The organism is Pseudomonas sp. GW821-FHT02H09 (assembly GCF_059421425.1).
In genome coordinates this window covers 41,551-64,689 of the sequence record NZ_JBWKVA010000016.1, presented here as the reverse complement: position 1 = coordinate 64,689, position 23,139 = coordinate 41,551, and the positions used below count along the sequence as shown (strand labels likewise).

The following is a 23,139-nucleotide window of genomic DNA, read 5'->3' as shown; positions in this document are numbered from 1 at the left end:
TCGCACAAAATCAAGGAACCAGAAGTTCCTAAATTTCAGGTTTGTTGTAGCGGAGCTCGAACCGGGTGTTGCGGCGACGAAACAGGTGCGGCGGGGCGATCCTCCTGACCGCGCACGGGTTTGCTTTCTCACAGCAATTATTGACATCAGGGCCGCAGGCGACTTCTGCAGGCACGACTTCCCGGTTATAGGTGTACTCGATCATGACTAAACAGTTCGACATCCCAGCTTCGCAGACCTTTGAGCACCCAGGGCCGAACCCGACTGACACGCTCATCAAGAAACCGCTCAAAGAGAAATTACGACCACTGCTTATGGTGGGTTTCCCTGTCCTCTTCGCTGCGGTTGGGTACGCACACTATGTGGCGGGTGAGCCCTTTGTTTCGACCGATAACGCTTACGCCCGGGTGGCGAAGGCATCGATCAACGCTCGCATTTCCGGACAAGTCGTCGAAATCGCCGTCGAGGACAATCAGCCTGTTCGCAAGGGCCAGGTTCTGTTTCGGATTAACCAGGAGCCGTTCCAGATCGCGGTTAACCGTGCACAAGCACAGCTGAGCGTCGCGCGGCTTCGCATCGATGGGCTCAAGGCCAGCTACCGGCAGCAGCAGGCCGAACTGCAATCGGCCAAAGAGTCGGCCGATTTCGACCAAAGGGAGTTCGCCCGCAAGAAGGCGCTGGTCGCTACCGAGTTCGTCTCGCGCGCCATTTACGAGCGCGCAGACACAGACCTTAAAGTTGCACGGCAACGAATAGCGTCTATCGAACAGCAGATCGCAAGTACCGTCGTTGCACTGAACGGCAATCCAGACATCGAAGCCGATAGCCACCCGACGGTTCGTGAGGCCAAGGCTCAGCTCGACGAGGCCCAGCTTTACCTCTCTTATGCGACGGTGTATGCGCCGGATGATGGCATCGTCGCCAAGGTCGACGATTTACAGGTTGGCAACTATGTAAACAGCGGTGCGCCAGCCTTTGCTCTGCTCTCTGATCGCCAGATTTGGGTTGAGGCCAACTTCCGCGAAACGGAGGTGACCCATATGCGTCCAGGCCAGGAAGCAACTATCAGTATCGATACTTATCCTGATCACGTATTCAAAGCCCACGTTACCAGCATGAGCCCGGGTGCCGGATCGGACTTCGCACTGCTGCCGGCCGAAAATGCGACCGGAAACTGGGTCAAGGTTGTCCAGCGGGTACCGGTTCGACTGGAACTCGATGAGGTGGATCCTGCCCTGCCCCTTTTCTCTGGCATCAGCGCCACGGTCAAGGTCGATACCGGGTATCGCACGCCCTGGTGGCACCCGCTCAAAGCGCTGTTAACCGCAGGTAACTTCTGATGAACGCCAACGCTATCGGGACCCCGGGGGGAGATGGTGCGCGCACGCTGCGGTTCGCCGTTCTGCTCGCGACCTATATGCAGTCTGCGAACCTGCCTGTGCCGAATGCGGCACTCAGGTTTATTCAGGGCACCTTGTCAATGACCGACGACGAGGCTGGCTGGGTATTCACGTCATACCTCGCTGCGAGCGCCATCACCATGCCGATTGCGCAGTGGCTCACCGCACGCTTTGGCTTGAAGGTTGTGTATCAAGCCGCGATAGCCATCTTCGTCCTTGGCTTGCTGCTCGCTACGGTTGCAACGACCCCACTGGAATTTGTCGGCGCGCGTATTATTCAAGGCGCCGCGAGTGGCGTGCTGGCACCGCTCTCGATGGCGATCGCAATGGAGACATTGCCACCTGCGCGGCGTGCGAAATTTGGCGCGGTGTTCACGGCCATCGTGCTCTTGGGCATCGCCAGCGCCCCGAGTATCGGTGGTTGGGTCAGCGAGTATTACGGATGGCGCTCGATCTTCTACATCAGCCTTCCGCTGTCGGCGTTTATCTTCCTCGTGGTGGCGTTTTTGCTTGCCGAGAAAAAGGCCGAGAAAAGTCCGCCTTTTGACTTCTTCGGCGTCGGCACCTTCACGCTGGGCATGATCGGCCTGCAAATGCTGCTCGACCGCGGTGAGCGCCTGGACTGGTTTGCATCGCCCGAGATCTGGATCGAAGCGCTGGCATGTGCGCTGGGGCTCTACCTGTTCCTTGTACATGTGCTGACCGCGAAGGTGCATTTCCTCAACAAGCGTTTGTTCAAAGACCGTAACTTCGTACTGTCGACGGTCATCTTTTTCGCACTCGGTTTCGTGCTGTTGCCGACTATGGCACTGACTTCCCCGATGCTGGATGAACTGCTCGGGTACCCGCCTGTCACCACAGGCTGCATGACGATACCGCGAGGTGTGGGGCTCGTAGGTGCATTCATCCTGATGGGCCGTGTTCCCGCTCGTGTCGACTCGCGACTCTTCGTTGCGGCGGGCGTAGCGGTGGTGGCTTATGCCAACTGGCTGATGGTCGGCTATTCGCCGTTGATGGACTGGTGGCCCGTGGCGGTGGCGGGTGCACTCCAGGGTGTCGGCCTCGGTGTCTTGATGCCGGCGATCAGCAAGGTGGCGTTCAGCACGCTCGATCCCAAGTTCCGCCCGGAAGGTACCGGTTTTTTCAACCTGGCCCGTGTTTACGGAAGCACCATCGGCGTTGCGGTCGTGCAAACGCTCTTCTTCAACAATACGCAAGCGATGCACATGGCGCTTGCAAGCAATCTGACGCCCTATCGCGCCGCTGCACATTCCGTGACAGCCTCGACGCACTTGCCGGCGCTGGCGGGGCTCAACGAAATGATTACCGGCCAGGCGGCTTTTATCGCCATTAACGACCAGTTCAAGATTTTGATGTTGGCGATGCTGGTGGTGAGCCCGCTGGTTATCTTTCTTCGCAAACCCGTTCCGACCAACTAGTTTTCGTGGAGTCTACCAAATGAAATCTAATGCGCTGGTAATCAACAGACATCTGTTCCAAACGAAGGTCGGTGCGGTGTTAGCTCTTATGTTGCTGTCCGCCTGTACCGTCGGCCCTGACTATAAAACGCCTGCGCAGAGCCTGTCGCAGCACTATGATCAACAGGCCGAGCAGCGTCTTGGCCAGAGCGGCAACAAGCCCGCTGAACAGCACATTGAGCTTGGGAAAAAGGTCAGCGGTGACTGGTGGTCTGCCTTTCATTCGCAGAAGCTGGACAAGATTGTACGTCGGGCAATCGACGGCAATCTTGAGCTCGTGGCTGCAGACGCGACGATCCGGCAAGCGGCCTCCTCCGTCGCCGCGGCGGAAGGTGCACTTTATCCGCAGGTCGATTTTGGCGCTCAGGCTGGCCGGCAACGGGTACACAACGCGAAAGAGCCTTCCATCTCCAATTTCTATGCGATTGGGCCCCGGGTCGGCTTTGACCTTGACGCGTTCGGCGGTAACAAGCGGCGGGTCGAGCAGCAGGAAGCGTTTACCGATCTGCAGAAGCATCGATACGAAGCGGCGTACCTGACCCTGACTGGCGATGTCGCGAGCCAGGCGTTGTTGGTTGCCTCTGCAAACGCGCAGATGGAAGCCGTCGAGAAGCTGCTCGCCAATGACACAAAGAACCTCGAACTCGTGCGCATGGCGCACATCAATGGCACCACCACGCAGATCGATGTTTCGCTGGCCGAGACGCGGCTCGCTCAGGACCGCACGCTGTTGCCGCCCCTCGCCCAGCAACGTGATTCGGCCCGACACGCTCTGTCGATTCTGACGGGAAAGGGCCCTGGGGACTGGATCGCGCCTGACTTCAATCTTGCCGAGTTTGCCTTGCCGTCAAACGTGCCAGTCAGCTTGCCCTCGGAAATGGCCCACGACCGGCCCGATGTACTGCAAGCAGAGGCTGAGCTGCACATGGCCAGCGCTGCAGTTGGCGTCGCGACAGCGAACCTCTATCCCCATGTAACGCTGTCCGCGTCGCTTGTCCAGGCCGCTTCAGGCAATGGCGGCGCCGCACTCTGGGGCTTGGCTGCGGGGCTGGCGGGTCCGATCTTCGATGGTGGAACACTCAAAGCTGAACGTCAGGCTGCAGTCGACGGCTACAAGGCGACTCTTGCCGGCTACCAACAGACCGTCATTACATCGTTCGGTCAGGTCGCAGACACACTGCAGGCAATAAACCATGACGCCGAGGAAAACCAGGCGCAGGAGGACGCGTTACGAGCGGCCGAAACGAGTTTTCGGTTGAACCAACAAGCCTACGCGCAAGGCGAGAACAGCATTCTCCAGGTGCTGGAGGCCGAACGTGCCTATGAGCAGGCGTTACTGGGTCGAATCAAAGTGAAGACCGCGCAGTATCTCGACACGGTGCGGCTGTTTGTGGCGCTCGGCGGTAATAGCGTCGGTGTTTTTGAGCAACGAGTTGCCAGTCGCTGAGAGCGCAAAACCTCCTATCAATAACGGCGGCGTTTTTTCAAAACCTGTCTAGCGCCGTTCACTGGTTTTTTATCTGTCCACCTGCGTTTTACGAGAGGCCACTACCGCCATTGCGGCTGTGGCCCCAGACATCGGAGTAAAGACATGTCATACGAAGCGTTTCACGATGCACTTCGCGATACAAGATTTCCTCTTAGACACGGATCGGGTGAGATGCCGGCCGTTGGATTTGGCACGCTATTCCGGGATCTGACCGTTACAACCCAAGCAGTCAAGCACGCGCTGGAAACAGGATTTCGTCATTTCGATTGTGCAGAACGCTATCGAAACGAGGAGATGGTCGGCGTTGCTATACAGGAAGTTCTGGGGGCGGGTAAGGTCCGGCGAGAGGACGTGTTTATTACCACGAAACTGTGGAACACCAACCATCGCCCCGAGCGGGTTTTACCGGCTTTTGAAGCAAGCTGCCGACGACTTCAAGTTGACTATATCGATTGCTATCTCATCCACACGCCCTTTGCCTTTCAACCCGGTGAGAACCAGGACCCAAGAGACGAACAGGGTCAAGTCATCTACGACTCAGGCGTGACGTTGATAGAGACCTGGAGAGCACTTGAGCGCCTCATGGATGAAGGCCGGTGCAAGTCCATCGGCCTGTCTGATATCACGTTGGAGGCTTTACAAGAGATTGTCGCAGTGGCCCGGATAATGCCCGCCGTCGTGCAGGTCGAATCCCATCCTTATCTGCCTGAGTGGGAGCTCCTTGAATTTTGTCAGCAGCATGGAATCATCGTCCTTGCCTTTGCGCCACTCGGACATGGCATGGAACCGAACGTACTGGAAGATTCCGTGATTACAGGGATCGCTCGGCGCTTGCAGAAGACCCCGGCTCAAGTTGCATTGGCCTGGTCTGTACAGCGCGGAGTCGCTTTCCTGACCACTTCTGCAAACCCGAGCCATATCAAGGAAAACTTTGATATTTCTACCCTGCCTCATAGAGCCATGCGTGAAATTCAGGAAGATATTACGACCAGGGTACGGTTTAACTCGGTAGTGGAAACCGGTGTGCCTGGATTTATTCCACGGAAAAAGTAACGCTCGACAAGAGGGGCGGTCTGCTGCAGGGCCGCCCTTTTTTATCCAATGCGAATAAGTCTTCATGCGAGACATGCTCAGAGAGCATGCTGATATTTTTTTACTGACCCACCTGAGGTGGAAACGATGGATATTCTCCAAACCATGCGTTGTTTCATTGCTGTCGCTCAGAGCGGCAGCTTTACGGCGGCGGCTGAGGTATTGGACACCACCACAACCAACGTTTCCAAAGCTGTCTCCAGTCTGGAGGCCAGGCTTCAAACACGCCTGATCAACCGCACGACCCGACGCCTGGCGTTGACCGAAGCAGGTGCGCGCTATTTGCAACGATGCGAGAAAATTCTTGACGAGGTACGTGAAGCCGATGAGGAAGCGGGTACCGCTCACGTCATGCCGGTTGGCAGGCTCAAGATTCACGCTATGGGAGCCATTGGTAATCATTATGTAATCGACGCCATTGCCAAGTATAGAGAGACTCATCCCTCGGTAATGTTTGATTTGACACTGACTAATCGGCTACCTGACTTGCTGGAGGAAGGATATGACATATCGATTGTTTTGGCGCGGGATCTACCCGATTCAGGGTTTGTAGCTCAGCGGCTCGGCATCACTTACAGTATTCTCTGCGCCTCGCCAGCATACCTGAAGAAACGCGGGATCCCCGATTCTCCGGGCTCCCTTTGCTCACATGATTGTTTGAGAATTGTTAATACGATAATGCCGGTTGAAAACTGGGCATTTGAGGGGCCCGAAGGCGTAGAGACAGTCAACATCCCATTGTCTCCCTTGCACATCAACACCGCCGATGGCATGACCGTCGCTATAACAAATGGGATGGGTATCGGTGTTCAGCCTATTGCTTCTGCAGTCGCCGGCCTCAGGGCGGGCACGTTAGTGCGCGTACTGCCAGACTATCATTTTGAAGAGTTTAATTTATTTGCAATATACCCATCACGAAAGTTCGTGGATGCAAAAATAAGGACATGGGTAGAGTTTCTTAAGGTTTACATTCCGGGCTTGTTGGCAGCCGATGAAAAAATCGTAGGCTCATCAAAAAAACGATAACAGCTTTTGAATTCGCTAGTGCTGCAGGCATGGAGTGTCGACCCTCCATCGTCCGCACAGTATTCAACCGTTTGAACAGCCAGTTCCCATTACTAGATACTGAAGGACATGTTGTTGACCGTGAGAGTCTTCATACGTCATTTGCGCCGGGACCGCCCCGCACTGGTCCGGAATATCTGTAAGTGTAATGACTTTTTTTATGTCAAGTTTTGTTGCGTAAGTGTAAATTTCAACAGGTGCCTTGCTGGCCGCGGTAGTTGAATGGCTCTCGTCTGCAAATGCGTTTACTCCTACAAAGCCAAGAGCAAGAAAAATCGCAACTTTTGAAAATTTCATTATATTCACCGTATCGTCTCAGGGTTACTTTGCGACCGAGATGATCGTAAAGCTCACATTGAACTTCCTGGTTTTCACCTCGCGAGCGGGTTAATACTTACTCCATTTGCTCACTGGGTAGAGACGATGCTAAGTGTTTATCCCTTCCCCATATAGCGGCCCACTGGACAAACACTGTTGACAGATTCCGCATGAATGGAGGGCCTGGAAAAACTGACGAGTCAGCCAGGGGGAAACCCGCCAGGTCGGAGCAAAGGGCAGCACGCGTTACAAAGCGTTGAAATGGATGTTTTAGGCAGCCCAATACTGGCGCGTGTTCTCGGCCTGCCTGTTCAACTAGCGCAGCGGTAGCAGGTGCCTGAATACTACGACGTCCATGGTTGCGATATATATTGCGACGAGCAGCCCGATACCAAAAGCGACAGCAATAGGATGATCAAGATCATGGGAAGCCAGTCGAAGGCCGGTGCGCTGCGCAAAAAAAATCCCCAGGGTAGTGAGTGCAAGAAACAGCGCGACGCGAATCCACGGCATGTCGCCAGTGATGGCGTTGAAGACAATATCGAAACCCGCTATTGACGCAATCACCGCACCGACGAGCAGAAGCGTGCCGGCCGGTAGCCAGCTCGAACGAGGTGAGCTTTTTGAGAGCGCTTGGATACGCATAAGATTTTACAAATCCATAAATTAATGAACCCGCTTCGGCTAATGCCAGTCAGTTTAGACATTACGCGAACCGTAGCAGCTGGCGAAGCCTGCGTCCGGCTGCGTAGCAGTCGTAAAACAGTCACTGCGGTACTCCAGACAAATCGTGGAAGCAGGATTTGCGACGGCTTCGCCGCCGGACGCAGCCTTCGGCAGCTGCTACGGGGGACAGTGCTGAACCTGAAATTCCTTAACTGACTGGCATTACCCGCTTCGGCGGATTTTTCTTTGCGAGGTCAACATGCATCAGCTGGATCGCGAACCGTCCACGCGCCTTCGTGTTCGCCCGCACCTGATCCGTGCTACTTCGACCGGGCGGGCCAGATGATTGCATCGATCAGGCCGGACGGTTGTTTCCTGTCGTCGAGGCCGGTGGGTGGGAACTCCCCCGCGCGCGGCTGGCGGTAGGTGCCGAACAGCACGTCGAAGATCGGAAACAGCCCTGCGAAATTGCAGTCGTGGTGCTCAGGCAGCGCCGAGTGGTGAATGCGATGATATTGCGGCGAGTTCAGAACGAACGACATGCGGCCGAAGCCAATTCGGATATTCATGTGGGAGAACACGTTGTAGAAACTGATGGCCGCGTATAGGCCGACGATGGCGGAATTTGCTTTGAAGATCACCCCAGCCAGCATGTAGATCGTCAGCAACTTGATTCCGTGTTCAGCCCAATGATGCCGGTTGGTTGTCGTTGCGTTTAGCGCCGTATCGCTGTGGTGGAACGAATGCATGGCCCACATCAGCGCAAAGCGATGCTGCGCACGATGGAACAGGTACTCCATGAAATCGAGCGTGAAAGCATAAAGCAGAAAACCTAACAGTAGCCCCCATCCAGTGTTCGGCAGATCGATCCAGCCACCGCCTGCAGCATTGACGGCGACAACCGTGGCAACGGAGACGAGCGGAATAATTGCGGCCTGCGCCAAGGTGTTCAACAGCGTGTAGACCAGATTAAAGCCAGCCGACTTTAATGGTTGCACCTGGGCTGGATTGACGCGCTCGATGAGAAGGGCGATCACGACGATGGTCAACAGCGAGATGGTACCGAGCAAGGCGGCTTTAATGTCCATTGCGACCCGATCTTCCCAAAGTAGTGTCTTACGAACATTGCGGCGTATGGTGCTTTTTTTGCACTATCGACCAGACCGCGTCTTGTTCTTGGTCAACACATCAACCATCCGCCTCGGCAACTTTTTTATGATAGCAGACCACAAACATGGCGCAGGTACAGCAATCGACTGTCAAGTTTTGTACCGCCTCAGATAGTCCGGACACGGATTTGCGACTCAGGCGGCCTTTTTGAGGGTGGCTGGCTGACGGGCTTCTTTGAAGTCTGCGTTGCCAGCTGAAATCTGCCCACGCCTTCGTGTTTATTGTTACTTGAGGCTGCCAGCCAAAAACTGCTTCAGACGCTCACTTTGGGGATGGTCGAGCACGCTGCCGGGCGGCCCTTGCTCAGCAAACAGCATCACTTGCGGCTCCATGGCCTACGCTCGAGCAATGGCGACGCGCTGTTGCTGACCACCGCAAAGGTGATGCTGAAGCAGTGCTGTCCAAGCCACTGCTTTGCTTAAAAGACAAGGTGCGTTTTATTGAGCGCCGTAGATGTCAAAGTCGAAGTACTTCTTGTTGATGCGGGCGTAAGTGCCGTTGGCGAGAATGGTCGCGAGGGCTTTGTTCAAGTCTTCGCGCAGCGCCACATCACTCTTGCGTACGCCGATGCCGTCACCGACGCCAAAGAATTTCGGGTCACTGAGCGTGGCGCCCGCAAACTCGTAGTCCTTACCCACCGGTTTATTCAGAAACCCGTAGCTGGCTTGAATAGAGCCTTGCAAAGAGGCATCGAGCCGCCCCACCACCAGGTCGGCGTAAACCTGATCCTGATTTTGATAAGAGAGAATATCGACCCCTGTGGAGCCCCAAACGGCTTTCGCATACGCTTCCTGGGTAGACCCCTGCTCCACACCGATGCGTTTTCCTTTCAGCGATTCGACCGCTGGCAACAGATCCGATCCCCGTTTGACGACCAATCGTGCCGGCGCGTTGGAAACCTTGTCGGTGAACGCAATCTGCTCCATGCGTTTTGGGGTGATGGTCATCGACGATGCAACGGCGTCGAACTTGCGGGCCAGCAGCGCTGGAATCATCCCGTCCCAGCTGCTTTCCACCCAGACGCAGTGGGCGTGCAGCTCTTCGCAAAGCGCTTCGGCGATATCGATACCGAAGCCGGTCAACTTGCCATCCGGTGTTTTGTACTCCAGCGGTGGATACGTCGGATCGACGCCCAGCCTCAATTCCTTACCAGTCCAATCGGCCGCCCCGGCCATGCTGGAGACAGTCAAGAACACCAGTGAAACAGCCGCAATCATTTTATTCATTATTGTTTTCCTCTATAGGCCCGCAGAGCCCGGTTGCTGACGACTTTTGTACAGACGCTGACGCTCGAAGGGTGTTGCTTCAACTCAGAAAACGTTCAGCCAATTTGACCCAATAACTCGCACCAATCGGCAGGCAGGCATCATTGAAGTCGTAACCGGGGTTGTGCAGCAGACAACCGCCCTCCCCTTGGCCATTGCCGATCACCAGGTAGCTCCCGGGGCACTTTTCCAGGAAAAAGGCAAAGTCCTCACTTGCGGTGAACGGCCGCAGGTCGTTGATCAGTTGCTCTTCTCCCAACCACTCTCGGGCGACCTCACGGGCTAACGCGGTTTCCTCGGGATGATTGATCAATACCGGATGGCAGTGCTTATAGTCGATATGGGCATGGGCACCAAAACTCGCCGCCTGCCCCTGTACCAGCTCGGTAATTCTGAGTTCGAGCAGTTGGCGAATTTCGGGGGTCAACGCGCGCACGCTCAAGATCATTTCGGCAGAAGCGGGAATGACATTCGAGACGGTCCCGGCGTGTATGGAACCCACCGTGATGATTGCCGTTTCTTGAGGGTTGACGTTGCGCGACACAATACTTTGCAGCGCAATCACGATCGACGAGCAGACGACGACTGGATCGATCGCTTTATGTGGCACCGCACCATGGCCACCGGTGCCGATGATCTTGATCGTCACGGTGTCGGCCGAGGCCATGAACGGTCCGCTGTAGAATCCAAAATGCCCTGCCGGATAACCCGGGATATTGTGCATCGCGAAAATGGCGTCGCAGGGGAATCGTTCGAGCAGGCCATCCTCAAGCATTTTCCTGGCGCCGCCCAGGCCTTCTTCAGCGGGTTGAAAAACAAGATGAAGAGTGCCTTTGAAGGCGCGCGATTGAGCAAGGTATTTGCCCGCCGCAAGCAAGGTTGCCGTATGGCCATCGTGGCCGCAGGCATGCATGACGCCGTCAATATGACTGGCGTAGGGCAACCCGGTGGCTTCCTGTATCGGCAGCGCATCCATATCTGCGCGCAATCCAAGCGAGCGCCCCTCGCCATTTTTCAGGGTAGCGACCACGCCGGTCTTGCCCACCCCTTTACTGACCTCAAACCCCCACTCGGTCAGCCGCTGCGCAACGAGTTCACTGGTGATGAATTCCTCAAACCCAAGCTCGGGGTGAGCATGGATACTGTGACGCAGCGCGATCATCTCATCCTGCATCTCGGCAATGGCTGGTAGTACGTGGCCGACATTCATGGCGCTGCTCCTCAATAAGATCCATCAGGCACCCGGATCCATGAGGCGAATCTTCGAGGCGCTGCTTGGGGCTGATCTTAGGGACCCGACGCGGTGCCGGGGAGGCTCAATTTGGTTATGATGACAACCAATTGTTGTCATCAAGGTAAGCTGATGAAACTGCATCAATTAAAAGCGCTGATTGCCTGCGCCGAAACGGGCAGCATCCGGGCCGCCGCCCGTTCGCTCGACATTTCTCAGGCTGCCGTGACCAAAGCGCTGCGCGAACTGGAGACGTCTCAACAGCTGCCGCTGTTCGTGAGAACCCCCAGCGGCCTGAGCTTCACTGAATATGGCAAGGTGTTGCTGACTCACGCCAGACTGGTGCTCAAGCAACTGGAACATGCCCAAACAGAACTCGATCACTTGCGTGGAAAAGCCAAGGGGCGACTCTGCGTCGGGATAACGCCATGGATCGCGTTGACCTTCCTGCCCGAAGTGGTCCTGGCATTTCGAGAGCGAATGCCGGAAGTCAAACTGGAACTGTTCGAGAGCCTGATGGCGGTCGCCCAGCCTCTTCTGCGCGATGGCAGCATGGATTTTGCGATTGGCCAGCTTCATCCTTCGCAAGCGACCCAAGAGTTTGCCTGCGAAACATTGCTCGATTACCAGACCTCGGTTCTGGTCCGCCAGGGCCATGCACGACAGGGGGCTCGAACCATCCTTGATCTGCTCGACCAGAACTGGACACTGAACTACGCGCCGGATGGACACGATGCGCTCATGCGCGAGCTGTTCTGGAAGCATGGCGCGCAGATCAACGAGGAACGAATCGTTCAAGCCCATTCACTGGCGATATTGCAGATGATGGTCGAGCGCGCCGACATGTGCACCTGGGGGCCATCCATTTTGAGTATCGCCCCGCCTTTTCTGGGTCGAGTGGTTCCCTTGTCCCTGATCGAGCAGTTCGAACCCAGGCAACTGAGCATCGTCACACGCCGCAATGGCGCGCTCAGCAATGCGGCGAACTGTTTTACCGATTGCCTGCTGGAGGTCATTCGGCGTCACGCCCGCTCAGCCAAAAAAGAAGATCGACAACTCTTTGAAACATTGCGTCTGCTGGTTTGAGACGACTCTGGGTTCACACATTTGCGCCGCGCTGCACAAACGCCGTTCAACCTGATCCTCGAGGCGCGCAAGTAACCGGAAGATCCACACCTTGGGCATGGCGCTGACGACACTTGGCGTCATGTCGGGGTGCAGACCGTCGGCTCATGGCCGAAGCAACCTTTGACGAGTTTCAAGTAAAAACTTGTATACAATTTCATGGACAACTCTTTGTTTTATTGAATACAGTGTCGCCAACAATAAAAACAGAGAACCCTTCACCATGAAAACGCCTCTTGTTTCACAACAACGGCCTGAGGATGAAAATCTCGGGATCGGCGCGAATATGGCTTATGGCCTTCAACATGTGCTGACCATGTATGGCGGCATCGTCGCGGTACCGCTGATCGTCGGGCAAGCGGCCGGGCTGTCCCCTGCCGACATTGGTCTGTTGATCGCCGCGTCACTGTTCGCGGGTGGTCTGGCGACATTGCTGCAAACCCTCGGCTTGCCATTTTTCGGTTGCCAGTTGCCGTTGGTGCAGGGGGTGTCCTTCTCCGGTGTCGCCACCATGGTGGCGATTGTCAGCAGCGACGGCAGCGGGGGTTTTCAGTCGATATTGGGGGCGGTCATCGCAGCGTCGTTGATCGGGTTGTTGATCACGCCGGTTTTCTCCAGGATCACCCGGTTCTTTCCGCCCCTGGTGACGGGGATTGTGATTACCACGATCGGCCTGACACTGATGCCCGTTGCGGCACGCTGGGCGATGGGTGGCAACAGCCATGCAGAGAACTTCGGCAGCATGTCGAACATCGGTCTGGCCGCGATAACCCTGGTGCTGGTGTTATTGCTAAGCAAGATTGGCAGTGCGACGATTTCGCGATTGTCGATTCTGCTGGCAATGGTCATCGGCACTGTCATTGCCGTTTTCCTGGGCATGGCTGACTTCTCGATGGTCAGCGAAGGGCCGATGCTGGGCTTCCCTACCCCCCTGCATTTCGGTGTACCGACCTTTCACGTGGCCGCAATCATTTCGATGTGCATCGTGATTATGGTGACGTTGGTCGAAACTTCCGCAGATATCCTTGCGGTCGGTGAAATCATCAATACCAAGGTCGACTCCAGGCGTCTGGGCAACGGCCTGCGCGCCGACATGCTGTCGAGCATGATCGCGCCGATCTTCGGCTCCTTCACCCAGAGTGCTTTCGCGCAGAACGTTGGCCTGGTCGCCGTCACGGGGGTCAAGAGCCGCTATGTGGTGGCCACCGGCGGGCTGTTTCTGGTGATTCTCGGGCTGCTGCCGGTGATGGGTCGGGTGATTGCCGCCGTACCGACGTCCGTGCTGGGTGGTGCCGGTATCGTGCTGTTTGGCACCGTCGCTGCCAGCGGCATCCGCACGCTGTCGAAGGTCGATTACCGCAACAACATGAACCTGATCATTGTCGCTACCTCGATTGGTTTTGGCATGATTCCCATCGCGGCACCGAACTTCTACGACCACTTCCCAAGCTGGTTCGCCACGATCTTCCACTCCGGCATCAGTTCTTCGGCAATCATGGCGATTGTCCTGAACCTGACATTCAATCACTTCACCACAGGCAACTCGGATCAACAGTCGGTGTTCGTCGCCGGCACCGAGCGTAGCCTGCACTTTCAGGATATCGCGGCGCTGCGTGAAGGCGATTATTTCAGCGGCGGCAAACTCTTCGACGCCGAAGGCAAGGAGATTGCGCTGGTGAGCGACGCAGTGGAGGCACACCCCTCTCATCAGTCGAGCGATGCGAAAGCGACGAGTCCGACCGCATAACACTCGTGTCAGCAGCGTCAACGCCAGACTGAGCGTCAGGCGCAGGACCTGTGGCGAGCAACGGGGGCAAGCCCAACGCTGCCCTCTGTAGGAGCGCAGCTTGCTCGCGATGGACGTTAACGATAACGCGTGTTTTCTGAATAAACGCGCCGCCCTTGAGTCCATCGCGAGCAAGCTGCGCTCCTACAGAGGGCGGCGTTCGCTTGACTAACCGGGATTACTCCTCGGTCGAGACGGCGCAATCGGTTCTTGCCGTCGTTTCAAAGGCCGGGTTCTTCCCGCCGATATTCTGAGTCATTACACACTCAACCAGAATCCGCTTATTATCGCCGCGGCTGTCGACGAGCGTTCGAATCGGCACGCGCAGGATATGGGAATGACACAAAGGCAGTGTGCTGACGCCTCCCGGATCTTTTTATGAAAACCAGAACACCGGCAGGTAGCCAATGCTCACAGAAGGACTTTCCCATCTCATCGACTACGGTGTTTATCTGCTGCCTGGCCTGAGCCTGTGTTCCCTTTGGTTCTGGCTGACGCCCAAAACGCAGCCTGGCTTGCGCATCATGATCCTGCTGCTCACGTTTGTGCTGATGCGCGATGTGATGACCCCGCTGGGTTTATGGTCCCTGAGCGACGACGTGCAGATCGGCTTTACTTCGAATCCGTTTGTCGTGGCCTCGTTAGGCATTCTGTCAGTGGCGATCATCGCCGCGCTGGCATGGATCGCCCCGCAGCTGTGGAAACTCGTCGTCTGGACAAAGGGCAATCCGGCCGTCGGGCTAGCGCTAGGTGTCGCTGCCGGATGTGCAATCGGCATTCCGCTGCGGCTCTATCAGGGCATCGATGCTGGTGAAACAGTCAGCTACTGGTCCTGGCTGGCAGCAATGGTGGTACTTGCCTATGGAGGAAATGCACTGGAAGAGTTGCTGTTTCGCGGGTTCCTGCAAGGTCATCTTGAACACCACACAACCGCGCTTCGCGCCGCCCTGATCAGCGCTGTCGCCTTTGCCGCCTGCCATTCGTTCCTGGCGTTGACCGTCACCCGGATCGGATGGCCAATCCTGGCGTTCACACTGTTCGAAGGACTGGCTTGCGCCTTGGTCCGCATGCGCTACGGCGTGATCGCTGCCACGGCCGCACACGGCACCGCGATAGTGCTCATCGCCGTGCCCATGTAAACCTACGCACAACATGTGCCCGGCTCAGAACAAGCCGAGCTGGCCGCCGATCAATGTGCTGAAGTCGTCGTGCACGAACGGCAGGATGGCGTCCGCAACCGGTTGTAGCTGGCGCGTGACGTAGTGGTCGTAGTCGATTGGCGCATGCCGGGTTTCCAGCGGCTCGGGACCTGCGGTGGTGATGACATAGCTGATCCAGCCACCGTTCTGGTACTGACGCGGCCGGCCCTGGCTATCGTTGTATTCATCGGCGATACGCGCCGCGCGCACATGCGGCGGCACGTTGCGTTGGTAGTCATCCAGTGTCCGGCGCAGGCGTTTGCGGTAGATCAGTAGATTGTCGAGCTCACCGGCCAATGTGCGGCGCACATAGTCGCGCACGTAATCCTGATGCGGTTGCCGATTGAAGATACGCAGGTAGAGTTCCTGCTGGAACTGTTGGGCCAGTGGCGACCAGTCGCTGCGCACCGTTTCCAGCCCCTTGTAGACCATCTCGCGACTACCGTCGGCGCGCGTGACCAGCCCGGCGTAGCGCTTCTTGCTGCCCTCCTCGGCACCGCGAATAGTCGGCATCAAAAAACGGCTGAAATGCGTCTCGAACTGCAACTCAAGCGCGCTTTCCAGGCCGAACGCTTTGAGCAGATGGTCGCGCCACCACTGGTTGACGTGCTGCACCAGCGCCCGTCCGATACGCGTCGCATCGTCCTCTGAATGCGTGCGCCCGAGCCAGACGAAAGTGGAGTCGGTGTCACCGTAAATCACCGCATAACCTTCTGCTTCGATCAGCTCGCGGGTCTTGCGCATGATCTCGTGGCCGCGCAGGGTGATCGAGGATGCCAGGCGTGGATCGAAGAAGCGGCAGCCGCTGGAACCCAGCACGCCATAGAACGCGTTCATGATGATCTTCAGCGCCTGTGAGAGCGGCCCGTTGTGCTCACGCTTGGCCACTTCGCGACCTTGCGAGACACGTTCGACGATGGCGGGCAGACAATGCCGGGTCCGCGAGAAGCGCGCACCGCGAAAACCCGGTACTGATTCACTGTCCTCGGGATGTCGCATGCCCTCCACCAAACCCACCGGATCGATCAGGAACGTGCGGATGATCGAGGGGTACAGGCTCTTGTAGTCGAGCACCAGCACGGACTCGTAAAGCCCGGGCCGCGAGTCCATCACGAAGCCCCCCGGGCTTGCCTCTGGCGGCCGTTCCCCGAGGTTCGGCGCGACAAAACCCTGGCGATGCATCTGCGGTATGTAGAGGTGCGAAAAGGCCGCGACCGAGCCACCGCTGCGGTCGGCGGGCTGACCTGTCACCGTGGCGCGTTCGAGCAGGAACGTCAGCAGCTCGGTCTTCGCGAAGATCCGCGTCACCAGTTCGCAGTCCTTGAGGTTGTAACGCGCCAGCGCGGGTTTGTCCTCGGCGAACATGCGGTCGATTTCGTCCATGCGCTGGTACGGGTTATCGATGGACTTGCCTTCGCCGAGCAATGTCTGCGCGACGTTTTCGAGACTGAATGAGGGGAAACTCCAGGTTGCCGAGCGCAGCGCCTCGATGCCGTCGATGATCAGACGTCCGGCAGCGGTGGCGAAAAAGTGATTCTTGCTCGTGCCGTGCTCGCGCCACTGCATCTCCTCGCCACCGCGCCCGAGGCGCAACGGTACGGCCAGGCGTCGAGCATGCTCGTGCAACACCCGCAGGTCGAACTGCACGAGGTTCCAGCCAATGATGGCGTCGGGGTCATGGAGGGCGAACCACTCGTTCAGTTTTTTGAGCAGCAGCGTCCGGGAATCACAATACTCGAGCTGAAAATCGAGCGTGCTGCCGTCGCCGTTTGCGGGCCCAAGCATGTACACCTGACGCTCGCCACAGCCTTCAAGCGCAATGGAGTACAACTCGCCCTGGGCGGTGGTTTCGATATCCAGAGAGACCAGCTTGAGTGGCGGGCGATAGTCCGGCGCGGGCTTCATCTGCGCCTCGAGCAGCATACCGCTGCCATCCGGCCTGCCGTCGAACCATACCGGCGCGGTAATGAAGCGTTCCATCAGGTAGCGTTCCGGCGGGCGGATATCGGCTTCGAAGACGTCGACACCGGCGGTGCGCAGCAGCTTGTCGAGGTGCATTAACTGACGGTGCTGCTGGCAATACAGACCGAGCACGGGACGACTCTGGAAGTCGCACAGACCCAACGGACGAAGTTCGACATCGCGTTCGCCGCGCAGCAGCAACTCGGCCTGCTCGCGTTGCTGCGCAGGAATGAAGGCCACCGAGGGCTGGTAAGGCAGACGGATATACCGGGGACCGTCGTCGGTCGCCAGCCAAAACTCGACTTGCGTACCCGCGGGCGTATCGCGCCAATGCCGGGTCAGGACAAAACCCTGCTGTAAATCCACCACTGCAACCTCAAGAACCTGCCTTTCACTGCGCGATTCTACGCGCCATCGCCTTGAATGGCGCGCACCCAAAACGTGCTCGGCATCGTCCGAAAACCCTGATACGGCGATGCACTGACTGTTTGCCGAAGAATTGGGCGATGACATTCGCCAAAAAAATGAGTGCGGTGCAGTGCCCGGGTCTATGCCAAAGGTGTCGTCGGTGTGGATTTGAAAACGAGTCGTGCCCATTGCTTGCAATACCGGCACGACTCCAACGGCCCAATATCCCTTGTCAGTCTTCCAGCGGTTTGGGTGGCATCTCCGGCCTGGTTTCGCCTCCTTTGCCTTTTTTGCCTTTTTTGCCTGCTTTGCCCGCAGGGCCCGGCGTGGCCTCGGGCTCTGGTGGAGGTGGCGCTACAGTCTCTTTTTCCTGTTGGGGGAGCTGGTCGATGGTGCTGAAGATTTCCTTGGCTTCGATGGGGCCGGAGTGTTCGAGTTTCTTCTCGCCGTCCTTGCCCACCAGGATGACTTTGGCCTGGCCGCCGGCACCCAGTTTGAGTTCGCGAATCAGCGCCATGGTGGTCTGCGCGTCCAGGTCTTTGCCGTTGCGCTGGCCAATGGTATTGACCACGGTGTAGAGCACCATGTTGCGTTCGGCGAACGCTGCGTGGTTGGCCGGCTCCTCCAGGGCCTTCTTCAGATTGACCAGCGTCGGATCCATGGCGCTGGGAGCGATGATGATCAGCGGGCGTAGTTTTCCCTGATCCTGAGCCAGAGGGGCATCGCTGTCGGCGGCCAACAAGGGGTTGATCACAGCAAGCAAGGTGACGAGGGTCAGTGACCGAATGAGCATGTGTACCACCTTTTCATGTCCATGCATCGTTCATTGAAAGTTTCATCCGTGAGAGTTCAAGCTCAGGGCCGCATCCGTTGTGTTGCTCTGAAGCTTAGGTCAGAGTGCTCATCGCGCAACCATTCGTCATCACTGAAGTTCTTTTACCTGGAGGCTCTGTGAAATGCCCTTCGAGGCGAAGGATGCCGGGTACCGGGTAGCCTTCACCGAGCCGAAGTTCGGTAGTGCTATAATTAAAAGTCTTGGGGGCACACGGGGGATTCGATTCGCAGGTGCTGCCATGCGAAACCTCAACAAGATGCTGCTGATCCTCGTCTGCTGCACGATAGTCCCCGCTAGCGTCCAATCCCGTGCCGGCAACCTGATGCTGGGTGGCGATTTCGCTGTCGACTATGGGCAAGGCCAGCGTTACGCCAATCCCGAGCCGGAGGAGTTTCACTCGACACCCCCCCAGCCTTATCTATCGACTTCACCCCAGAGTTTTGTGTTGATCACCGATCGGCATGACTTCCACAACTCCAGGTGGCCCACGGTCGTTGACGCCAAACCCCGCGTATTCATCCGCTCCTACAATCCGGTCGTGGGGGTGTACGTTGATACCGAGGTTATCGATCCGACGTGCATCCTGAACCCGCCGTAGTCGCGAGGCGCAGCCTGACCACCAGGTGATCGGCGCCGTATACAGATGGGTTTCGCTGGTGCTCCAGGCGAACAATAATGATCTCGACAGCAGGTAGAAAATCATCAGAAATAGGGCCATCATTCAGCCCGCAGTCACCACACACGACCGCCTCATATAGCGGTTCAGTTCAGGAACATTTGTCCACTACCTGGTTTTTCCGAGCCTCGCTTGGTGTTTTCGAGGGTAGTGGATAAGCCTTATTCTCTAGGAATAAAATTTTGACAAACGTCTGCTCCAGCGGCCTTGATATTGGCTTTGCTTCTCTGGATTACATGCAAATTGGCATCCTGGGCATCATTCAAGGCATCACCGAGTTACTACCCATTTCATCCACTGCGCACATGCGAATCGTACCGGCCCTTCTCGGCTGGCGCGATCCCGGCTCGGCGTTTTCCGCCGCCATGCAGTTGGCCGCATTGGCCGCGGTAGTCAGCTATTTCTGGCGTGACGTACGGGAAGTCGTCACTGGAAGCATCGGCGCCGTGCGACAACGTGACTTCAACAACCAGTCGTTCAAGCTGGCCGTTGCCATTGTGCTTGCGACCATCCCGATCGGCATCGCAGGCCTGGCCTTGTCCTCGATACTCAATGCGTGCGACTCACCATTAAGAGGCCTGATGGTGATTGGTATCTCATGCGTGGTGATGGCCGTTCTGCTGGCTGCGGCCGAACTCAGTTGCCGCCATCGCCGCACAGTGGGCGAGATGCGCCTGCGCGATGCGTTGATCGTCGGCATTGCCCAGGTTGGTGCGCTGATACCCGGTGTTTCCCGCTCCGGCTCAACCCTCACCGCAGCGCTCTTTCTTAACTTCAAACGCGAAGAAGCCGCGCGCTTCTCATTCCTGCTCGGGCTGCCCGCTATCGCGTTGGCCGGCCTGAAAGAGCTGTGGGTGCTGTTTCATGCACACATCCCGGCCGAAGCATGGTCGCACCTGATTTTCGGGCTGGTGATCGCCAGTGTGTCGGCATTTTGCGCCATCTGGGGCCTGATGAAGTTCCTGGAAAGGTTTTCCACCTGGCCCTTCGTTATCTACCGGGCGGCACTGGGTATTTTCCTGATTGTCGCGGTCAGTACCGGGCTTTTGAGCTAAACAACGTTCAAACGCTAATAGAGCCCGGCCCAGTGCCTAATGCCGTTCAGTTAAGCGAATGTGGTCCACTGTAGGAGCGAGCTTGCTCCTACAACTTCCTTAACTGAACAACATTACGGCCCAGTGCCGGGCTTTTGGCTTATTAGGAGCGCAGCAGGCCAATCGCCCGCCGATACTTTTCAATTCGCTCCAGGTCTTCCCAGGACGGCTGGGCAATTCGGGACAAGTCGCTGTTCTCTTCAAGGTCAGCCAGTTTGACCACCCGGCCTATCGGGTTCTGCGCCGCTCGTTCGACGAACAGCTCGTAGGACTCTCCAGGCACCCTGGTGACAGACTCAATGGCCGCCAGTACCGTTTCGCTGAAACCTTCTTTACGCAGATCATCGAGGCTGATGCCGGAGTCCTCGACCACGTCATGCAGAACCGCCACGATCCGTTCTTCCAGGGTGCTGACCTTCAGCATCACTTTCAGCGGGTGCAGTATGTACGGCGAACCGCCCTTGTCGACCTGCCCTTCGTGAGCGGCAGCAGCGATGGCGATGGCACGTTCCAGTGTTTGAGTCATCTCGGTTGTCCTTGGCTTGCAGGCCGTAGTGGTTGCTCACGTTGATGTTGAGCTTGAGCCAACCCGCGACGGACTTCCACTGAACGATAGAAGGTTGCGACCACTTGATCCTGACGTCTGCAAAACCCGTAGGAATCCCCCCATTATGGCGAGGGAGCAAGCCCTCATGCCGGTCAGTTAAGGAAATGAGGTCTCTGTAGGAGCGAGCTTGCTCGCGATGGACGTTAACGATAACGAGTGTTTTCTGAATAAACGCGTTGCCCTTGAGTCCATCGTCGGAACGCCGCCCGGAGCAAGCTCGCTCCTACAAAGGCTGCATTCACTTAACTGACCGGCATGAGGGCTTGCCCCCCCCGCCACAATGACCACGCAACCGTCCTACACCCCGGTTGCAGTCGCCAAAGTCGCCGCTTATAGTTCGCCCCGTCGCTGACACTGGTCGGCGACAGGGTTTCGCAGCCCTACAGAATAGAATCATCCTGCACCGTCATAAGACACCCAGGCGAGCTACGCCTGCGTTTCACTTTATGGCGGCTGTGCGTGGGAGACCTTCGGGTCTGCCGGGTTTGATTCTTCCTGGTCTGCGAACCCGCGCACAGTTGCCACCCATTTTGTTTCGCAGCAAAAAGGTGGCAGTTCTTTCCCATAAAAAAGAATCTATCCTTATGACAATGAATCACCCGCCCCACCGCTTCACCCCCTGCTCCCATTTCGCCACCGACCACCCCATCCTGCACATCGACAGCGACGCCCCGCTACGCGACCTTCACGCCTGCGTCAGCGAACGCCTCAGCGCCGTCCTCAAATACCTGAACCTGATGGCCTGCACCAACCTGCCCGACTACGCCGAGACCGACATCAACACTGTCACCAACATCGCGCGGGTCATGGTTCAGGATGTGGCTGATGTGTTTGGGGTGATTGAACAGCGTGGTTTCGATACGCCCAAGGGTCAGTGACCGCATTTCAGTCGAAAAAACCCGCATTGTCGCGGGTTTTTTATTGCCTGTTCCTCCTCCGTTTTTTCGACACCCAAAAGATCTCCGCTTAAAAATCCGTGGCGGGCTCAACCGGTCAGCGCAACGTACACGTTTTTCTATCACGCTAAAAAAAATGGCTGATGCGAATTTGGCATGGGCCTATGCGTGACTCTCATCAGATGATTGGGCGGCTCATTTTTAAAGAAGAAGCAACGTCGTACGTCACTCTTATTGAAGCTTTGGGAGGCCTCGCGATGCGGCTTCAAGCGTCTTCCAAAGGTCTCGCATCGTGGGGTTTTGATTGGCGATAGAACAATACGAGCGTATCTCCAGTCGAGTCCTCCACTCATCAGCGCCTGCCATCACCAATTGCCCTCGCGCCAGCTCATCAGTCACGGCGCTCAGAGGCAACCAGGCAACGCCATATCCCTCTATAGCCATCCTCATCAGCAGCATCGCCATATCCGCCTCATAGCAACGATCAAGAACGCAAGTGGTAGACGCATTCTTGATGACGATATCGGCCACGCGCCCCAGGAAAGTCGTCGCCGTATAAGCGAGGTACGGCACCGGCTTACCTGCCGCCCCCGGTAACCGATGCATCGGTTTGCCGTTTTTGTCAGGTGCGCAAAGTGGAACAAACGAATCATGCCCCAGGATCAAACTGCCGAACTTCTCTGGGTCGAGCTGGATCGGAGCGAGGGGATGATGGTAAACGATCATCAAGTCGCAGCTGCCTTCCTCTAGCGCTATGACCGCATCGTGGATATTCGCGGCCACAACGCGAGCATTGAAGTGCTCATTCTGCTTTTGAAATTGGGTAAGCCATTTAGGCAGAAATGTCATGGAAAGACTGTGCCCGGCGGTAACCTGAATGGAGCGGCCAGGCATTCTTTCTCCCTCACGAAGGGCCAATCGCAATTGAAGCAAGGCAGCCAGCGCCTCGCGACCCTCTTCGCAAAAACTACGACCCGCTTGAGTCAGCTGAACAGGATAAGTGCCGCGATCGACCAGTTCGGCCCCCACCCATTCTTCAAGTGAGCGAATGCGGCGAGACAGCGCGGACTGAGTGACGCAGCGTACTTCTGCGGCTCGAGAAAAGTTCTTCCATTCGGCAATCGCCAGAAGATCGTCCAACCATTTGGTTTGCATGCTGGCTCCTCATTCAGCCTCTGACGAAGAGTTTACTGCGGTGCAGTGGCGCCATTGAGGGTATTTCAAAAACTATTCCAAAAACGCATCACCCTATGGTGATTACTCATCATCCTGCGCAAACAGCGTCCTTAGAATCGGTGCCGTAGCCCCGCTGCCGTAGAGCATTGGGTCATTCCTGTCTTGTCTCCTGCCAAGTAGAAAAGCAACAACACCACTTGA

Annotated in this window: 20 protein-coding genes and 1 pseudogene; 11 read left to right on the top strand and 10 right to left on the bottom strand. The window is 56.8% G+C overall.

Annotated features, from left to right (window positions below):
* Positions 1–203 precede the first annotated feature (203 nt).
* The 5 genes from AC07VR_RS20765 (at position 204) to AC07VR_RS20745 (ending at position 6,485) form a co-directional block, all read left to right on the top strand.
* Positions 204–1,340 carry an HlyD family secretion protein gene (locus AC07VR_RS20765; protein ID WP_495012400.1) on the top strand — a complete coding sequence of 379 codons (1,137 nt, stop codon included), beginning with the start codon at positions 204–206 and terminating at the stop codon, positions 1,338–1,340.
* Positions 1,340–2,839 carry a DHA2 family efflux MFS transporter permease subunit gene (locus AC07VR_RS20760; protein WP_495012399.1) on the top strand — a complete coding sequence of 500 codons (1,500 nt, stop codon included), beginning with the start codon at positions 1,340–1,342 and terminating at the stop codon, positions 2,837–2,839. Before AC07VR_RS20765 ends, AC07VR_RS20760 begins: the two co-directional genes overlap by 1 nt.
* Positions 2,840–2,858: 19 nt before the next feature.
* Positions 2,859–4,325, top strand: a complete 1,467-nt coding sequence (locus tag AC07VR_RS20755) for an efflux transporter outer membrane subunit (protein WP_495012398.1) — start codon at positions 2,859–2,861, stop codon at positions 4,323–4,325.
* 144 nt (positions 4,326–4,469) lie between these two features.
* The gene (locus tag AC07VR_RS20750; protein WP_495012397.1) at positions 4,470–5,420 is read left to right on the top strand and encodes an aldo/keto reductase; all 951 of its coding nucleotides are present in this window, start codon (positions 4,470–4,472) and stop codon (positions 5,418–5,420) included.
* Between the two features lie 126 nt (positions 5,421–5,546).
* Positions 5,547–6,485 carry a LysR family transcriptional regulator gene (locus AC07VR_RS20745; RefSeq protein WP_495012396.1) on the top strand — a complete coding sequence of 313 codons (939 nt, stop codon included), beginning with the start codon at positions 5,547–5,549 and terminating at the stop codon, positions 6,483–6,485.
* Positions 6,486–6,548: 63 nt separating this feature from the next.
* Here the strand turns inward: AC07VR_RS20745 and AC07VR_RS20740 are convergent, their stop codons facing one another.
* The 6 genes and pseudogenes from AC07VR_RS20740 to AC07VR_RS20715 form a co-directional block, all read right to left on the bottom strand.
* Entirely contained in the window at positions 6,549–6,821 is a 273-nt protein-coding gene (locus tag AC07VR_RS20740; RefSeq protein ID WP_495012395.1) for a DUF2790 domain-containing protein, read from the bottom strand.
* Positions 6,822–7,157: 336 nt separating this feature from the next.
* Entirely contained in the window at positions 7,158–7,487 is a 330-nt protein-coding gene (locus tag AC07VR_RS20735; protein ID WP_495012394.1) for a hypothetical protein, read from the bottom strand.
* Positions 7,488–7,828: 341 nt separating this feature from the next.
* Entirely contained in the window at positions 7,829–8,596 is a 768-nt protein-coding gene (locus tag AC07VR_RS20730) for a sterol desaturase family protein (protein WP_495012393.1), read from the bottom strand.
* 306 nt (positions 8,597–8,902) lie between these two features.
* Positions 8,903–9,058, bottom strand: a pseudogene (locus AC07VR_RS20725) (histidine/lysine/arginine/ornithine ABC transporter ATP-binding protein); the annotation flags it as partial.
* Between the two features lie 57 nt (positions 9,059–9,115).
* A complete protein-coding gene (locus AC07VR_RS20720) occupies positions 9,116–9,895 on the bottom strand; it encodes an ABC transporter substrate-binding protein (protein WP_495012461.1) in 780 nt (259 codons plus the stop codon).
* Between the two features lie 88 nt (positions 9,896–9,983).
* Positions 9,984–11,153 (bottom strand): M20 aminoacylase family protein, encoded by a 1,170-nt coding sequence (locus AC07VR_RS20715; RefSeq protein WP_495012392.1) that lies wholly within the window; start codon positions 11,151–11,153, stop codon positions 9,984–9,986.
* Positions 11,154–11,270: 117 nt separating this feature from the next.
* On the opposite strand from AC07VR_RS20715, the gene AC07VR_RS20710 reads away from it, so the two are divergent.
* From AC07VR_RS20710 to AC07VR_RS20700, 3 genes are all read left to right on the top strand, one after another.
* The gene (locus AC07VR_RS20710) at positions 11,271–12,260 is read left to right on the top strand and encodes a LysR family transcriptional regulator (RefSeq protein WP_494993047.1); all 990 of its coding nucleotides are present in this window, start codon (positions 11,271–11,273) and stop codon (positions 12,258–12,260) included.
* A gap of 262 nt (positions 12,261–12,522) precedes the next feature.
* On the top strand, positions 12,523–14,046 hold the full coding sequence (locus AC07VR_RS20705; RefSeq protein WP_494993048.1) for a nucleobase:cation symporter-2 family protein: 1,524 nt from the start codon (positions 12,523–12,525) through the stop codon (positions 14,044–14,046).
* A gap of 446 nt (positions 14,047–14,492) precedes the next feature.
* Positions 14,493–15,224 (top strand): CPBP family glutamic-type intramembrane protease, encoded by a 732-nt coding sequence (locus AC07VR_RS20700; RefSeq protein ID WP_495012391.1) that lies wholly within the window; start codon positions 14,493–14,495, stop codon positions 15,222–15,224.
* Between the two features lie 24 nt (positions 15,225–15,248).
* Here the strand turns inward: AC07VR_RS20700 and AC07VR_RS20695 are convergent, their stop codons facing one another.
* Both AC07VR_RS20695 and AC07VR_RS20690 read right to left on the bottom strand, forming a co-directional pair.
* Positions 15,249–17,612: a DNA polymerase II gene (locus AC07VR_RS20695; protein WP_495012390.1), complete on the bottom strand. Its 2,364-nt coding sequence runs from the start codon at positions 17,610–17,612 to the stop codon at positions 15,249–15,251.
* A 274-nt stretch (positions 17,613–17,886) separates the two neighbouring features.
* Positions 17,887–18,447: a DUF4174 domain-containing protein gene (locus tag AC07VR_RS20690; RefSeq protein ID WP_495012389.1), complete on the bottom strand. Its 561-nt coding sequence runs from the start codon at positions 18,445–18,447 to the stop codon at positions 17,887–17,889.
* A gap of 280 nt (positions 18,448–18,727) precedes the next feature.
* Between AC07VR_RS20690 and AC07VR_RS20685 the strand changes: the two genes are divergently transcribed.
* Positions 18,728–19,087, top strand: a complete 360-nt coding sequence (locus AC07VR_RS20685; protein ID WP_494993053.1) for a hypothetical protein — start codon at positions 18,728–18,730, stop codon at positions 19,085–19,087.
* A 260-nt stretch (positions 19,088–19,347) separates the two neighbouring features.
* Positions 19,348–20,220: an undecaprenyl-diphosphate phosphatase gene (locus tag AC07VR_RS20680; protein ID WP_495012388.1), complete on the top strand. Its 873-nt coding sequence runs from the start codon at positions 19,348–19,350 to the stop codon at positions 20,218–20,220.
* A gap of 142 nt (positions 20,221–20,362) precedes the next feature.
* Here AC07VR_RS20680 and AC07VR_RS20675 read toward each other — a convergent pair whose 3' ends face one another.
* Entirely contained in the window at positions 20,363–20,785 is a 423-nt protein-coding gene (locus AC07VR_RS20675; RefSeq protein ID WP_494993055.1) for an HD domain-containing protein, read from the bottom strand.
* A 665-nt stretch (positions 20,786–21,450) separates the two neighbouring features.
* Here AC07VR_RS20675 and AC07VR_RS20670 point away from each other — a divergent pair.
* Positions 21,451–21,744, top strand: a complete 294-nt coding sequence (locus AC07VR_RS20670; protein ID WP_495012387.1) for a fructose-bisphosphate aldolase — start codon at positions 21,451–21,453, stop codon at positions 21,742–21,744.
* A 249-nt stretch (positions 21,745–21,993) separates the two neighbouring features.
* On the opposite strand, the gene AC07VR_RS20665 is transcribed toward AC07VR_RS20670, so the two are convergent.
* Complete coding sequence (locus tag AC07VR_RS20665) at positions 21,994–22,917, bottom strand: LysR substrate-binding domain-containing protein (protein ID WP_495012386.1); 924 nt, start codon at positions 22,915–22,917, stop codon at positions 21,994–21,996.
* Positions 22,918–23,139 lie beyond the last annotated feature (222 nt).

Bases quoted from the DNA above. Each gene is read 5' to 3' on its own strand.
- AC07VR_RS20730 (WP_495012393.1), bottom strand. From the start codon at position 8,596: ATGGACATTAAAGCCGCCTTGCTCGGTACCATCTCGCTGTTGACCATC.
- AC07VR_RS20690 (WP_495012389.1), bottom strand. From the start codon at position 18,447: ATGCTCATTCGGTCACTGACCCTCGTCACCTTGCTTGCTGTGATCAAC.
- AC07VR_RS20745 (WP_495012396.1), top strand. From the start codon at position 5,547: ATGGATATTCTCCAAACCATGCGTTGTTTCATTGCTGTCGCTCAGAGC.
- AC07VR_RS20750 (WP_495012397.1), top strand. From the start codon at position 4,470: ATGTCATACGAAGCGTTTCACGATGCACTTCGCGATACAAGATTTCCT.
- AC07VR_RS20715 (WP_495012392.1), bottom strand. From the start codon at position 11,153: ATGAATGTCGGCCACGTACTACCAGCCATTGCCGAGATGCAGGATGAG.
- AC07VR_RS20755 (WP_495012398.1), top strand. From the start codon at position 2,859: ATGAAATCTAATGCGCTGGTAATCAACAGACATCTGTTCCAAACGAAG.
- AC07VR_RS20675 (WP_494993055.1), bottom strand. From the start codon at position 20,785: ATGACTCAAACACTGGAACGTGCCATCGCCATCGCTGCTGCCGCTCAC.
- AC07VR_RS20720 (WP_495012461.1), bottom strand. From the start codon at position 9,895: ATGATTGCGGCTGTTTCACTGGTGTTCTTGACTGTCTCCAGCATGGCC.
- AC07VR_RS20705 (WP_494993048.1), top strand. From the start codon at position 12,523: ATGAAAACGCCTCTTGTTTCACAACAACGGCCTGAGGATGAAAATCTC.
- AC07VR_RS20670 (WP_495012387.1), top strand. From the start codon at position 21,451: ATGACAATGAATCACCCGCCCCACCGCTTCACCCCCTGCTCCCATTTC.
- AC07VR_RS20685 (WP_494993053.1), top strand. From the start codon at position 18,728: ATGCGAAACCTCAACAAGATGCTGCTGATCCTCGTCTGCTGCACGATA.
- AC07VR_RS20740 (WP_495012395.1), bottom strand. From the start codon at position 6,821: ATGAAATTTTCAAAAGTTGCGATTTTTCTTGCTCTTGGCTTTGTAGGA.
- AC07VR_RS20700 (WP_495012391.1), top strand. From the start codon at position 14,493: ATGCTCACAGAAGGACTTTCCCATCTCATCGACTACGGTGTTTATCTG.
- AC07VR_RS20735 (WP_495012394.1), bottom strand. From the start codon at position 7,487: ATGCGTATCCAAGCGCTCTCAAAAAGCTCACCTCGTTCGAGCTGGCTA.
- AC07VR_RS20665 (WP_495012386.1), bottom strand. From the start codon at position 22,917: ATGCAAACCAAATGGTTGGACGATCTTCTGGCGATTGCCGAATGGAAG.
- AC07VR_RS20765 (WP_495012400.1), top strand. From the start codon at position 204: ATGACTAAACAGTTCGACATCCCAGCTTCGCAGACCTTTGAGCACCCA.
- AC07VR_RS20760 (WP_495012399.1), top strand. From the start codon at position 1,340: ATGAACGCCAACGCTATCGGGACCCCGGGGGGAGATGGTGCGCGCACG.
- AC07VR_RS20710 (WP_494993047.1), top strand. From the start codon at position 11,271: ATGATGACAACCAATTGTTGTCATCAAGGTAAGCTGATGAAACTGCAT.